Below are 13,770 nucleotides of genomic sequence, written 5' to 3' on the forward strand. Positions count from 1 at the left end.
GAACCTAGCCCTTGATCGCCCCGGTCAGCACGCCGGTGCGGAAGTGTTTCTGCATGAACGGGTAGACGAGCAGCAACGGCACCAGGGTCAGGACCACCACGGCCATCTGCAGCGCCAAGGGCGCGGTCTGCGCCTGGATCGTGCCGAAGCCCGCGTTGAGCGAGCCCGGCATCCCGTTTCCCCGGCTGACGTAGGTGAGCAGCACGTACTGCAGCGGCCACTTCTCGCTGTCCGTCGGCATGTAGAGCATGACGTTGAAGAACGAGTTCCAGTAGCCGACGCCGTAGAAGAGCGCGATCACCGCGGTCACGGCGCGCGAGGTGGGCAGGACGATGGACCACAGGATCCGCCAGTCCCCCGCCCCGTCGAGGCGCGCCGCCTCGATCAGGTCGGCGGACGTGCCGGAGTAGAAGGAGCGCAGCACGAGGATGTTGAAGACCGAGACCGCGCTCGGGAGGATCAGCGCCCACCACTGGCCGTAGCCGCCGAGGCCGGTGACGACCAGGAAGGTCGGGATCAGGCCGCCGCTGACGAACATCGTGACGACCAACAGGGTCAGCAGGAACCGGTGGCCGAACGAGCGGGCCCGGGACAGACCGTAGGCGCACAGCACCGAAACGGCCATGGACACGACCGTGCCGACCGCCGTGATGCCGAAGCTCACGAGCAACGCGGAGCGCACGGTCGTGTCGGCCAGCATCTGGCTGTAGGCCTCGAAGGTGAGCCCGTCGGGCCAGATCACCAGCCCGCCGGCGCGGTTGATCGCGCCCTGGGTGGACAGGCTGGTCACCACGACGATCCACAGCGGGACGACGACGACCGCCAGTACGCCGGCGAAGGTGAGCCCCTTCGCGGCCTGGCCGACGGTCGTCGGCGGCTCCTCCCAGGCCGGGCGCGCGGACCGCTTCCGGCTCCGGGCGGGCGCCTTGGGCACCCGGGTGGTTCCGTTCTTGCGCTGGATCGTGAGCACGTCGGTCATTTCCGGTACAACCCGTCTTCACCGAAGGCGTGCGCGAGCCGGTTCGCACCCCAGATGAGCAGCAGTGAGATGACGCTCTTGAACAGGCCGGCCGCCGCGCCGTAGCTGTAGTTGCCGGTGGCGATGCCGTAGTAGAACGAAAAGGTGTCGAGCACGTCGGCCGCGTCGTGGCCGACCGCGTCCCGCTGGATGAGGAACTGTTCGAAGCCGACCGTGAGCGCGTTGCCGAGGCGCAGCACCAGCATCAGCATGATGACACCGCGCAGGCCGGGCAGCGTGATGTGCCACATCCGGCGGAACCGCCCCGCCCCGTCCACGGCCGCCGCTTCGTACTGCTCGGTGTTGATGGCGGCGAGCGCGGCCAGGAAGACGATGATCCCCCAGCCTGCCTCCTTCCAGATGGCCTGGGAGGTGACCAGCAGCGCGAAGGTGCCCGGGTCGGTCATGACGTCCCAGGTGCCGAGGTCGTGGCCGCGCAGGAACTGGTTGAGCGCGCCCGCGCCGCCGAGCATCTGCTGGAAGATCGTGACGGCGAGCACCCACGAGAAGAAGTGCGGCAGGTAGACGACGGACTGGATGAAGTTGCGCAGCCGCTCGCTGAGCACCGTGTTGAGCAGCAGGGCCAGCGCGATCGGGATCGGGAAGAACAGGATCAGCTGCACGAAGCTCAGGTAGAGCGTGTTCTTCAGCGATCCCCAGAACAGCGGGTCGGTGAAGAGCCGGCTGAACTGGTCCAGGCCGACCCATTCGCTGTACCGGACCCCGACCAGCGGGTCGTATTCCTGGAACGCGGTGACCAGCCCGGACAGCGGCACGTAGTTGAACACGATCAGCAGGACGACCGCGGGCAGCGTCATCAGCAGCAGCGACCGGTCGCGCCGCAGCCGGAACCGCCAGTTCCGCCGCGACGGCGCTGCCGCGCGCCGCGGTACCGCCGTGCTCACTGACCCGTGCCGTACTTCTGCAGCACGTTGTCGGTCATCCACTGCTTCAGCCGGTCACCGCCGCCCGACTTCCAGCCGGCGATGGCCGCCTGCACGTCGGAAACCTTCTTCTTGCCGTGGTAGCAGTCCTTGATGGTGTCCTCGACGGCCTGCGCGGCCTCGGCCGTGGCCAGCGCCTGCGACAGGGCGACGTTCATGTTCCAGAAGACCGGCTTGTAGACGGCCTTCGCGTTGGCGGCCTGCCAGGCGGCGTTGTCCTTGGTGACGACGTCCGCGCCCGGGTTGCTGATCACCTGCGGCGGTGAGGCCAGGAACGGGTACGTCTGCGCCTGGACGTTCTTCTTGCCGTCGTCGGTGGGCGTCGGCACCCCGTTCACCCTCGTGTGGTGGACGCCTTCGACGCCGAAGTTGACCATCGTGTACTCGGCCGAGCCGTACGGCGCCGCCAGGTAGTTCGCGACCGCCAGCAGCTCCTCGATCTGCTCGGGCTTCAGGTTGCTGTTGAGGTAGCTCAGCTCGGACGTCGAGTTGGTCAGGAAGAGCTGCGGATTGCTCTTGCCGTCGGCGGCGATGATGTTGAACGCACCGCGCCGGTAGCCAGGGGTCGCGGCGGTGCCGGACTCGTGGTCGGCGACGTTCCACGCGCCGTTCCCGGCCCCGCCACCCTGGATCAGCGTCTTCCCGGCGTAGAACCGGGGACTGGCGTTGGCGTTGTCGCCCGCCAGCGCGTCCGGGTGCACGTACCCGGCGGTCGCGAGCCGGTAGTGCCAGTCGAGGGCTTCCAGGAACTCCGGCATCTCGTACTTGTGGACCAGCTTGCCGTTGTCGACCTTCCACCGGAAAGGCACGCCCCAGGCCGGGGAGAGGTAGGTCCACACGTCGTCGAAGGCCCACACGCCCCGCTTGGCGTCGGTCAGTTCCTTGCCCAGGTTCAGGTAGTCGTCGGCGGAGCGCACCTGGTCGGCGGTGATGCCCTTCGCGTCGAGGATGTCGCGCCGGTAGTAGACGATGCCGGCCAGGGGCAGGCCGGTGGCGAAGCCCGGGATCCCGTAGAGCTTGTCGCCCCAGATGCCGGTCCGCCAGGCGGCGGTCGGGATGGCCGCGAGGTTGGGGTACTTCTTGATCTTGTCGCCCGCGAGGTAGGGCGTCAGGTCCGCCAGCTGCGTCCCGGCCAGCCCGCCGAGGTTGAAGTTGGGGTTCCACCAGGCCGGGAGCTGGATCCAGTCCGGGAGCCGCTTCGCGGCGGTCATGGTGGGGATGATCGTGTTGTAGTTGTTCCCGTCCGCCGGCTTCATGGCGAGGTCGACGCCCAGCGCCTTGTTCATGGCCTGGTAGAAGGAGTTGCCCGCCGACGGCACGGTGCCCCACAGCGGCGTGACCGCGGTGTAGCTCCCGCCGCGCCCGGGCACACCGGCGACGGTGGCGACCGGATTGGCCGGGTAGGTGAGGAAACCGGCGTCGGTCAGCACGTCGGGACCGCCCGCGACGCTGGGGATCTCCGGTCTGATCGCGGTGTTCGGCAGGTAGGCCGGCAGGGCCGCGCGGAGACCCGGCTCGGTGTTCGCTCCGGTCTGCGGGGCCGGGCTGCCCGAGCACGCGGAAAGCGCCGGCGCCATGGCGGCCGCTCCGACGACGGTGGCGGCGGCACTGATGAACCTTCTGCGGTTCCACTCGATGGCCATGGGTGTGGCGACCTTCCTCGTCGAAGTGTCGAAGCGCTTGAACGCTGGCCGTGAGCGTAATCACAGGTCTTCCCGTTCGGCAAGAGCCGATCCGCTCTTCGCGGTCAAAACTCCTGGTAGTTGACAGGGGAACACCCCCATGCGACCGTCGAAGCGCTTCACATCCGGCCTTGACCCGAAGGGTTACCACGTGAGTTCGCTCCCCGCCCCCGCCGCCGAGCGGCTCCCCTTCCGCGATCCGGCGCTGACGCTGCGCAAGCGCGTCGACGACCTGCTCGAGCGGCTGACGCTCGACGAGCGGATCGCAATGGTGCATCAGCACGCCCCGGCCGTCCCGCGCCTGGGCGTCGGCGCCTTCCGCACCGGGACCGAGGCCCTGCACGGTGTCTCCTGGCTCGGCCCGGCCACGGTCTTCCCCCAGGCGGTGGGGCTCGGCGCGACGTGGGACGAGGCGCTGGTGCACCAGGTCGCCGAGGCCGTTTCGGTCGAACTGCGCGCGTTCCACTACCACCGCCCGCCCGTCGAGGGCACCGCGGCCAACAGCCTGCAGGCCTGGGCACCCACGGTGAACCTGCTGCGCGACCCGCACTGGGGGCGCAACGAGGAGGGCTACTCCGAGGACCCGGTGCACACCGCCCGGCTGGCCATCGCCTTCTGCCGGGGGCTGACCGGCGACCACCCCCAGTTCCTGCGCGCGGCCCCGGTCCTCAAGCACTTCCTCGCCTACAACAACGAGGACGACCGCTGTGTCACGTCCTCCGGCCTGCGCCCCCGGGTGCTGCAGGAGTACGACCTCGCCGCCTTCCGGCCCGTGGTCGCCGACGGCGCGGCCACCGGCGCGATGGCCGCCTACAACCTGGTGAACGGCCGCCCCTGCCACGTCAGCCCGCTCATCGAGACCGAACTGCGCCGCTGGGCCGAACCGACCGGCCACGAGCTGTTCGTCGTCAGCGACGCCGAAGCGCCGTCCAACCTGGTCGACCTCGAGCACTACTTCGACGACCACGCCGAGTCCCACGCCGCCGCGCTCAAGGCGGGCATCGACAGCTTCACCGACCACGGCCTCGACAGCGGCGTCACGATCGGACGGTTGCGCGAGGCGCTGGACCGCGGCCTCATCGACACCGACGACGTGGACCGCGCGGTGCGGCGGCAGTTGCTGCTCCGGTTCCGGCTGGGCGAGTTCGACGAGGACCTCGATCCCTACGCGGGGATCGGCCCGGACGTCGTGAACTGCCCCGAGCACCAGGCGCTCGCTCTCCGTGCCGCGACCGAGTCGGTGGTGCTGCTGAAGAACGACGGCCTGCTGCCGCTCGACACCGCCCGGGTACGCCGGGTCGCCGTCATCGGCCCGCTCGCCGGCACGCTGTGCGAGGACTGGTACAGCGGCACCATGCCGTACCGCAGCACGGTGGCGGACGCGCTGGGCGCGGCACTCGGGGCGCACGGCGGCGAAGTCGTCCACGTGCCGGCGGCCGACCGGATCACCCTGCGGTCGCGCACCTCCGGCGCGCTGCTCGGCGAGACCGCGTTCGACGTCGTCGACTGGGGTGGCGTGCTGACGCTGCAGTCCGCCGCAACCGGCCGGTACCTGAGCCTCAAGGACGCCGACGCGTCGCTGGTCGCCGACCAGGAGCAGGTCAAGAGCTGGGACGTGCACGAGACCTTCCGGCTGGAGCCCGCTCCCGACGGTGGCGCGGGGGTGGTACTGCGCAGCGTTCTCACGGGCCGGTACGCCGTCGTCGACGGCGCGGACGGCCGGGTCGGCGTCACAGCCGAGACGCCCGAGGCCGCCGAGTGCTGGCAGCGCGAAGTGCTGCGCGACGGCGTCGCGGAGGCCACCGCCGCCGCGCAGGCGGCCGACGTCGCGGTGGTGGTGCTCGGCAACCACCCGCTCATCAACGGCCGCGAAACCGAGGACCGCCGGAGTCTCGCGTTGCCCGCAGCGCAGGAGGCGCTGCTGCGCGCGGTCGCCGCGGTCCGCCCGGAGACGGCGCTGGCCGTGATGAGCAGCTACCCCTACGCCCTGGACTGGGCGGAAGCGCAGCTGCCTGCGGTGCTGTGGACCTCCCACGGCGGGCAGGAGACCGGTCGCGCGCTGGCTTCCGTGCTCCTGGGCGAGGCCGACCCCGCCGGCCGGCTGCCCCAGACCTGGTACCGCGGCGACGACGAGCTGCCGCCGTCACTCGACTACGACATCATCAAGGCGGGCTGGACCTACCAGTACCACCGGGCCGCGCCCCTGTACCCCTTCGGCCACGGCCTGTCCTACACCGGCTTCGCCTTCCGCGACCTGCGGCTGTCCCGGGCCACGCTGACCCGGGACGACTCCGTCGACGTGTCGGTGACGCTGGCCAACACCGGCGCGCGGGCCGGCAGTGAGGTGGCCCAGCTCTACGTCCGGGCGCTCGACGCCCGCTATGCGGCGCCCCGGCTCCGGCTGGCGGACTTCCGCAAGGTCCGGCTCGCCGCGGGCGCCCACACGGAACTGGTCTTTTCGTTGCCCGCCGAGGAGTTCGCGCACTGGGACGTCGCCACCGGGGCCTTCACCGTGGACCCCGGTGCCTACGAGGTCATGGTGGCCCGCTCCGCCGAGGACGTCGTCCTCACCGCGGGGCTCACGGTGACCGGGCCCGCTCCCGCGTCGCGCGTGGTCGTCGACCGGACCACCCCGGCCGTCGGCTTCGACGACCACACGGACGTCACGGTCGTCGACGCCGGCCGCACCACCGGGGACGCGGTCCGCGCGGGCGAGCCCGCGCGGACGGCGACACTGGTGTTCGGCTCCGTCGACCTGTCCGGTGCCGCCGTCGTCGAGGCCGAGGTCGCCAAGGAAGCCGGGGAGCCGGGCGAAGCCCTGCTCGAATTCCGGGCGGACGACCGGTTGCTGGCGGTGCTCCCGGTCCCGGTCACCGGCGGCCGCTACGCGTGGACGATCGTGGCCCGGGAGCTCGCCGCCGGGCTGGACGGCGTCCACGATCTGCGCCTGACCCTGCACGGCGACTTCCGGCTCGCGAGCTTCCGCTTCGGTTCGTCCCCCCTCCCGGGAGGAACGCCGTGCCCTTGACGGACCTGCCCCTCGAAGACCTGACCGGCTACCGCCCGGAGCTGCCCGCCCCCGGGGACTTCGACGCCTTCTGGGAACAGACGCTCGGCCAGGCACGCGGCCACGGCGCGGCGGTGAAGGCCGACCGGGTCACCGATCAGTACCTGCTGCGCACGGTGGACGTCGACGACGTGCGCTTTCCCGGCTGGAACGGCGAGCCGGTGGCCGCCTGGCTGCTGCGCCCCCGCGGTGCCGAACGTCGGCTGCCCGTCGTCGTCACGTACCTCGGCTACAGCCAAGGGCGCGGGCTGCCGACCGACCGCCTGGTGTTTCCGGCCGCCGGGTACGCCCAGCTCGTCGTCGACAGCCGGGGTCAGGGGCACGAGACCCCGGACCGGGGTTCGGGCGAGGGCACCCAGTGGGTCAAGGGCTTCATGACCCGCGGCATCGACTCCCCCGAGCACCACTACTACCGGCGCCTGATCACCGACTGCGTCCGCGCCGTGGACGCGGTGGGCGAGCTGCCCGGCCTGGACCCGGACCGGGTGATCGTCGCGGGCGGCAGCCAGGGCGGCGGCCTGGCGCTGGCCGTCGCCGGGCTGGCGCCCGGCCGGGTGGCCGCCGTGCTGCCGGACGTGCCCTTCCTGTGCCACTTCCGCCGGGCCGCGGAGATCAGCGGCGACGGGCCCTACGTGGAGCTCGCCGAGTACCTGCGTTGGCACAGCCGCGACGGCGTGGAGCCGGCTTTCGCGACGCTGTCCTACTTCGACGGCGTCCACTTCGCACCCCGGGCGACGGCGCCGGCGCTGTTCAGCGTCGGGCTGATGGATCCGGTCTGCCCGCCGTCCACGGTCTACGCGGCGTTCAACCGCTACGCGGGCGAAGACCGGCGGATGACCGTCTGGCCGTTCGCCGACCACGGCGGCGGCTACGGCTCGAGCCCGGCCGTCCAGCTGGCCTGGCTGCACGAGCACGGCCTGGCTCCCTGACCCGCGCGCTCGGCTACGTCAGCTCGACGGTGCCGTCGCCGGCTCGCCAGAGCCGCTCGCGGGGTGTGCCGGCCGCGTCGCGCCAGCACAGCCGGACCGTGCCGCCGTCGACGGCCTCCGGTGCGGCGGTCAGGTCGACGCGGACCGGGACGCCGTCCGCCCAGGCGAGCAGGTCGACCCGGAAGCCGCCCCGGGCGCGCAGCCCCCGCACCTCGCCATCGGGCCAGGCGGCCGGGAGTGCGGGGAGCAGGTCGAGCCGGCCGCTCCGGTGGGACTGGAGCAGCATCTCCGCGATGGCCGCCGTGGCCCCGAAATTGCCGTCGATCTGGAACGGCGGGTGGGCGCAGAGCAGGGACGGGTAGACGCCACCGGCGTCCTCGGAGCCGTCGGCCGGGACGGGCCGCAGCAGCAGGCCGAGCAGGCGGTGGGCCGCGTCCCCGTCGCCGAGCCGGGCCCACAGCGCGGCCTTCCACGCGGTCGACCAGCCGGTGCCCTCGTCTCCGCGTCCTTCGAGGCTGCGGCGGGCCGCCGCGCGGTGCTCCGGAAGTAAGGAGCTGCCGGGGAAAACGCCGACCAGGTGCGAGAGGTGCCGGTGCGCCTGCTCGGTTTCCCCGCGCTCGACGTGCCACTCGAGCAGCCGTCCGTCCGGCCCCACCGCGGGCGGCCGCAGGCGCGGGAGCGCCCCGGCGATCTCGGCGAGCAGCCCGGCGTCCGCCGCTCCGCCCGCATCCGCCGCGCTCCGTTCGAGGAACGCGAAAAGCTCGCGGAGCAGGGTGCCGTCCATCGTGGTGGACCGGTCGACCGACGCCGGGCCGTCCGCGGTCACGAAGCGGTTCTCCGGTGACGTGGCCGGGCCGGTGACCAGCAGGCCGCCTTCGTCCTCGTGGAGCAGGTCGAGCGCGAAGCGAGCCGCCCCGGCGGCGACCGGCCAGGCGGTGCGGCGGAGGAAGTCCCGGTCGCGGCCGAACTCCCAGTGCTCGGCCAGGTGCAGGCACAGCCAGACGCCGCCCATCGGCCAGAACGACCACATCGGATCGTCCCGGCCCTCCCCCACCGGCCAGGTCCCCCGCCAGAGGTCGGTGTTGTGGTGGCAGGCCCAGCCGCGTGCCCCGTGCAGCGCGCGGGCCACGCCGCGCCCGGCGGACGCGAGCTCGGCCGCGAGGCGCAGCAAGGGTTCGTGGCACTCCGGGAGGGCGGCCGGCTCAGCCGGCCAGTAGTTCATCGGCGTGTTGATGTTCACCGTGTAGTCGCAGTTCCACGGCGGCGTCACCTGGTCGTTCCACAGACCTTGCAGGTGGGCGGGCTCGGTGCCGGGGCGCGACGATCCCAGCAGGAGGTAGCGCCCGAAGTCGAAGAGCACCGGCACCAGCTGCTCGTCCGGCTCTCCCCGAGCCCGGGCGCGCAACCGGACGTCGAGCGGCCGTGTCCCGGGCGGCACCGGCGGGCGGCCGAGCCGGAGCGTGACGCGGCCCATCCGCGCGGAGTGCTCGGCCGCGTGCCGCGCACGCAGTTCCGCCCACGCTTCGGGAACGGCCGGCGCGATGCCACGCGCGGCGGCCGTCGCGCAGGCCTGTTCGTCACGCACCGGTGGGCGGTCCCAGCCCTCGAAGCCCGTGACCACGTTGACGAAGACCGTCACGGCCCGGACACCGCGCAGCCGCAGGGCCCGGCCGTCCGCGGCCGGCTCCACCGAGCCGGCCCCCTCGACGCGGACACGGGCCACCGCGCCGGCGCGCAGGGCGTGTTCGGCGTACTCCACGACGGGTCCGTGTTCGTCGCGGCCGACCCGCGACGGCGCGGCCACCAGGAGCGCCAGCGCGTCCGCCCCCTGGGGCCGGATCGCGTGCCGCCGCTGCGGCGTCCGCCAGGACAGCTCACCGTCCCTCGGGACCGGGCTCTCCCAGTGGAGCAGCAGCAGTCCGTGCCGCACCTCGGCGAGGACTTCGGCGACGGTCCCGTCCGCCAGGCGGTGCCGGACGACGCCGCCGGCGAGATCCAGCTCGCGGCGCGGACCGGCCGGCCCGGGCGGGCCGGTCCAGCGCAGCACCAGATCACCCACCGGCTGGAACGCCTCGGCGTTGCGGCCCTGGGCGGCCTTGAGCAGTTCGCCGGCCGCGACGTGCCGGCCCGCGCCCAACTCCGCGTCCACAGCTTCGAGCAGCCCCGCCGGCACGTCCGGTTCGCCAGGGGACGGCGGCCCGGACCAGAAGGTGTCCTCGTTGACCGAACAGCACAGCTGCGCGGCGTCACCCAGCACCATCGCCCCGAGGCGGCCGTTGCCGACCGGCAGGCCCTCCACCCAGCGCGTGGCGGGACCGTCGAACCAGAACGGGGAACGTTCCATGGGCACAACTCATCCTCGATCGGGTTCCCCAGCCGGGTTCGATCATGCCAGAGGATCCCGATCACCGCCCTGATCGGCGCGATTGCGCCAGGGCCGCCGGAACCCGGACGGATCAGAAGCCGACGGACCAGCGCTGGTCGAAATTGAGGGTGTTGCACTGACGGACGGCCAGTGTGCTGGCTGTTCCGGACATGCAGAGGTTGTGATCACGGTGGTTCGCCCTGGTCCGCAGCGAGACCGAGTTGGGCAGCTCAGCGCTGGAGGACCACTCGGCGTTGCTGACCGAGTCCCCGCCTTGGACGCGGCATTCGTCCAGCAGCACGGCCGATCCGTTGAAGGGGTTGTCACCGACGAACATGCACAACCCGCTCGGGCTCTCGAACCTGAGCAGGTTCGTCTTCGGCGTCGGAAGCGTCTGCCAGCCCTGAAGGGCGACGCCGCTGTTGCAGTTCGCTTGGAAGATCGGCGAACCGAAGCTTCCGCTCTGCGCCTGAAGACACAAACCCGTGATGACGTTCCGGATCAGGTGGAACTCACCAAGACGCGGGGTGCTGGTCCCGGTGGATGCCGCTTGCGTGCCGGCCGACGCGGTGCCCGCGACGGGGCCGAGACCCGCCAGCAGGAGCGCGCCCCCGGCGCAGGCGAGTGCTTTTGCCAATCTGAACACGTTTTCTTCCTTCCGTTGGTGACCGGATGGCCCCTGCCACGCAGTGGTCGCCGGGCTACCGCTCGGTTGAACCGGATGCAGGTCGTCGCGTCGCGGCGAACGTTCGGCCTAGCACCCACCTTGAGTCAGATCGGGCCGCCGGGCATCCGTGCCCGCCACGGAGCCGGCGATTCCGTGGCCGCCACGGATGCCTCCGCCGTTCTCGCGTTCGGCTGACAGAGACAGGCCGGCGAGAGACAATCCGAACGTGGCCAACCAGGAGGTACCTGCCGAGGTGGGCATCTCCGTACGGGAGGCCGAAGTACTCGGTGCGCTCGGTGAACACCTGACCAACGCCGAGATCGGCGCCCGGCTGTTCATCTCCACCCGCACCGTGGAAAGTCATGTCTCCTCTCTGCTGCGGAAGCTTCGGGTGGCCGATCGCCGCGCCCTGGCGGTTATCGCAACGACCACGCAGCCCGCGCTGGGGACGCAACCGGTCAGGGCTACGACAGCCGCCGCCGTGCTGCCCTCGCGGCTGACGCCCTTCGTCGGGCGGGTGGCCGAACGGGCAGCGCTCACCGAGGCGCTCGGTGCGCACCGCCTGGTCACGGCCGTCGGTCCGGGCGGGGTCGGCAAAACCCGGCTGGCCTTGACCATCGCCGGTGAGGTGACCGACCGGTTCGCCGATGGCGTCCGGTACGTCGACCTGGTCCCGGTGACCGATGGGTCGATGATCGCGTCGGCGATCGCCGACGCGCTCGGCCTCGCGGAGAGCCAAGGCCACTCGGCCACCGACCATGTCCTCGGGTGCCTGGCCGACCGGGAGACGCTGCTCGTGCTGGACAACTGCGAGCACGTGGCGGACGGTGTGGTGGTCCTGCTGGAACAGCTCCTCGCCGGCAGTCCCGGGCTGAGGGTGCTCGCCACCAGCCGGGCCAGGTTGCTGGTGCCCTTCGAATGGGTGTTCGCAGTGCCCGGGCTGTCCGTCGAGGCCGACGACGGCGGCCCGGGCGACGCGGTCGAGCTGTTCGCCGGGCGAGCTGCGGCCGGCGGGAGCCCACCGACGTCCGGGGACATGAAACGTGTCGCCGCGGTCTGTCGCGCCCTCGACGGCATGGCGTTGGCGATCGAGCTGGCCGCCGCCCGGTTCCCGTCGCTGGGGCTCGATGGGCTCGAAGCCGGGCTGGCCGACCGGCTGCGCCTGCTGACCGGCGGCCCGCGCCTCGACGACCGGCACCGTTCGTTGCGTTCGGCCCTGGACTGGAGTTACGCACTGCTGGCCGAGCCCGCCCAGGCGGTGCTGCGCCGGGTCTCGGTTTTCGCCGGCCCCTTCACCGCGGCCGCGGCCGCCACCGTGGCCGGTCGGCCGCCAGTGCCGGCCGACGCCGTTCCGGCCATCTTGGCCGGGCTGGCCGAGCAGAGTTTGCTGGTGCCGATCGTGGGGCCGGGCGAAACTCGTTACCGCGTCTGGGAAACCATCCGCCAATATGGTGCCGATCGGCTCGAGGAGGCGGGCGAGCCGGTCGAGGCGTTCTCCCGTCATCTGAGCTGGTGCCTGGCCCAGGGTGCTGCTCTGGTGTCCCGGGAACCGGCCGACGCTTGGCGGGCGGCATTCGACGAGGTCGCCGATGAGCTGCGGGCCGCGCTGGCCTGGGCGGCGGGCACCGCGCGATACCGCCCGGATGCTCACCGGTTGGCGATCGGTCTGGCCGGGCTGAGTTTCACCCGGGGCCTGGCCGGCGAGTCGCAGCGACGCTACGAGCAGGCGGCCGAGCTGGCCGCTGACGACCTGGCCGCCGCCGACGCCCTGCGCAGCGCGGCGGGTGCCGCGGAGGCGCGGCATGCCGGCAACGCTGCTTTGCTGTTGCGCCGGGCCGCAGCCGACGCGGCGCTACGCGGCGGTGATCGGGCCGGCGCGGCCGGTGACCTCGCCCGGAACGCCGAGTTCATCAATCGCTGCTCCGGACTCATCGCCACCGCGCCCGCGGACGGTGAGGCGGAGGCGCTGATCGCCGAGGGATGGGCGCTGGCCGGCGACGACCTGCTCGCGCAGGCCCGACTGCGCACCGCCGAGGCGTTCAACAGTGCCACCGACGACCCGGCCACCGTCGGACTCGTCGAGTGCGCTCTCACACTGGCCCGCCGCACCGGCGACCCGCTGATCGAAAGTGCCGTACTGGACCAGCTCACCGCCGTGCAGCTCACCCGGGGAGACCTCCGCGCCGCCGCGGCCGGCGCACTGCGGCGCAGCGAACTGCTCGTGCCGGTCCCGGTGACGGCCGCATCCGCGATGGAGCTCCTCGATGGTGTGGGCATGGCCGCGAACTGCGCCCTCGCCGCCGGCGACCTACCGGCCGCGAGACGACAAGCCGAACGCCTGCGGGATCTGCCGTTCTATCGGGAACAGGGGCACCTGGCGACCCGGCTGCTGCTCGTCGTCACGACGCTCGCGGGCGACTGGGACGAGACGATCACCCTGGCCGAGCGATTCCGCGAGGGATGGGAGCGGGCCGGACGCCCCCGGGCCGGCAACCTCAGCCGGGCCCCGCATGTGGTCGCGACCGTGCACGGACTCCGCGGAAACGACGACGACCGGGCCGCCTGGCTGGACATCACCGGCACCATCGAGACACCCGGGCGCACACCGTCGGAACGGCACTTCGGCGAGTACCTCGACGCCTTGCTCCTGCTGCACCGCGGCCTGCCCCAGCAAGCGGCGCAGGTCCTCAACACCCCGCCGGACCGGTTGAAGGAGTGGTACAGCGGCCTGTGGCGGCCTTGGTACGCCGCACTGTGGGCCGAGGCGGCCGTGCTGTCCGGGCACGAGGACGTCACTGCCCGGATTCAGCGCGCCCGCTCGGCAGCGGCCGGTAATCCGATCGCGATCGCCATCGTCGACCGCTCAGCGGCCCTGCAAGCCGGCGACCGCGACGAGTTGAGCGCCGCAGCCGCCGCCCTGCACCACGCGGGTTGCCGCTACCAGTGGGCCCGGACGCTCGTCCTCCTCGGCGGGGAACAGCGAGTACGCGGCGAAGCCGTGCTGGCAAACATGGGCGCCACGGCTACGGTCTGGCCGCCACGATAAGAGCCCGCGGTGCTCACCGCCGCCGACCGGGCTTGCGCCGACGTCGCGGCGA

The 13,770-nt window shown here is 72.1% G+C and carries 8 protein-coding genes; 3 read left to right on the forward strand and 5 right to left on the reverse strand.

Annotated features, from left to right (window positions below; all coding sequences use genetic code 11):
- Positions 1-4: 4 nt before the first annotated feature.
- The 3 genes from AB0F15_RS21470 to AB0F15_RS21480 are packed head-to-tail and all read right to left on the reverse strand — an operon-like array spanning position 5 to position 3,605.
- Entirely contained in the window at positions 5-979 is a 975-nt protein-coding gene (locus tag AB0F15_RS21470; protein WP_360272839.1) for a carbohydrate ABC transporter permease, read from the reverse strand.
- Positions 976-1,923, reverse strand: coding sequence for an ABC transporter permease subunit (locus AB0F15_RS21475; protein WP_360272842.1), 948 nt, complete (start codon positions 1,921-1,923; stop codon positions 976-978). Before AB0F15_RS21475 ends, AB0F15_RS21470 begins: the two co-directional genes overlap by 4 nt.
- Complete coding sequence (locus tag AB0F15_RS21480) at positions 1,920-3,605, reverse strand: hypothetical protein (protein ID WP_360272845.1); 1,686 nt, start codon at positions 3,603-3,605, stop codon at positions 1,920-1,922. The genes AB0F15_RS21475 and AB0F15_RS21480 overlap by 4 nt, the downstream gene beginning before the upstream one ends.
- Positions 3,606-3,795: 190 nt before the next feature.
- On the opposite strand from AB0F15_RS21480, the gene AB0F15_RS21485 reads away from it, so the two are divergent.
- Both AB0F15_RS21485 and AB0F15_RS21490 read left to right on the forward strand, forming a co-directional pair.
- Positions 3,796-6,672: a glycoside hydrolase family 3 C-terminal domain-containing protein gene (locus AB0F15_RS21485; protein WP_360272848.1), complete on the forward strand. Its 2,877-nt coding sequence runs from the start codon at positions 3,796-3,798 to the stop codon at positions 6,670-6,672.
- The gene (locus tag AB0F15_RS21490; RefSeq protein WP_360272851.1) at positions 6,663-7,640 is read left to right on the forward strand and encodes an acetylxylan esterase; all 978 of its coding nucleotides are present in this window, start codon (positions 6,663-6,665) and stop codon (positions 7,638-7,640) included. Before AB0F15_RS21485 ends, AB0F15_RS21490 begins: the two co-directional genes overlap by 10 nt.
- A 13-nt stretch (positions 7,641-7,653) precedes the next feature.
- Here the strand turns inward: AB0F15_RS21490 and AB0F15_RS21495 are convergent, their stop codons facing one another.
- Together AB0F15_RS21495 and AB0F15_RS21500 are read right to left on the reverse strand one after the other, a co-directional pair.
- Entirely contained in the window at positions 7,654-9,984 is a 2,331-nt protein-coding gene (locus tag AB0F15_RS21495; RefSeq protein ID WP_360272854.1) for a glycoside hydrolase N-terminal domain-containing protein, read from the reverse strand.
- A 112-nt stretch (positions 9,985-10,096) separates the two neighbouring features.
- Positions 10,097-10,642 (reverse strand): ricin-type beta-trefoil lectin domain protein, encoded by a 546-nt coding sequence (locus tag AB0F15_RS21500; RefSeq protein ID WP_360272857.1) that lies wholly within the window; start codon positions 10,640-10,642, stop codon positions 10,097-10,099.
- Between the two features lie 256 nt (positions 10,643-10,898).
- Here AB0F15_RS21500 and AB0F15_RS21505 point away from each other — a divergent pair, with 256 nt between their 5' ends.
- The gene (locus AB0F15_RS21505; protein WP_360272860.1) at positions 10,899-13,718 is read left to right on the forward strand and encodes a LuxR C-terminal-related transcriptional regulator; all 2,820 of its coding nucleotides are present in this window, start codon (positions 10,899-10,901) and stop codon (positions 13,716-13,718) included.
- Positions 13,719-13,770 lie beyond the last annotated feature (52 nt).

The sequence above is a fragment of the Amycolatopsis sp. NPDC026612 genome (genome assembly GCF_040638285.1).
Classification (GTDB): Bacteria; Actinomycetota; Actinomycetes; order Mycobacteriales; family Pseudonocardiaceae; genus Amycolatopsis.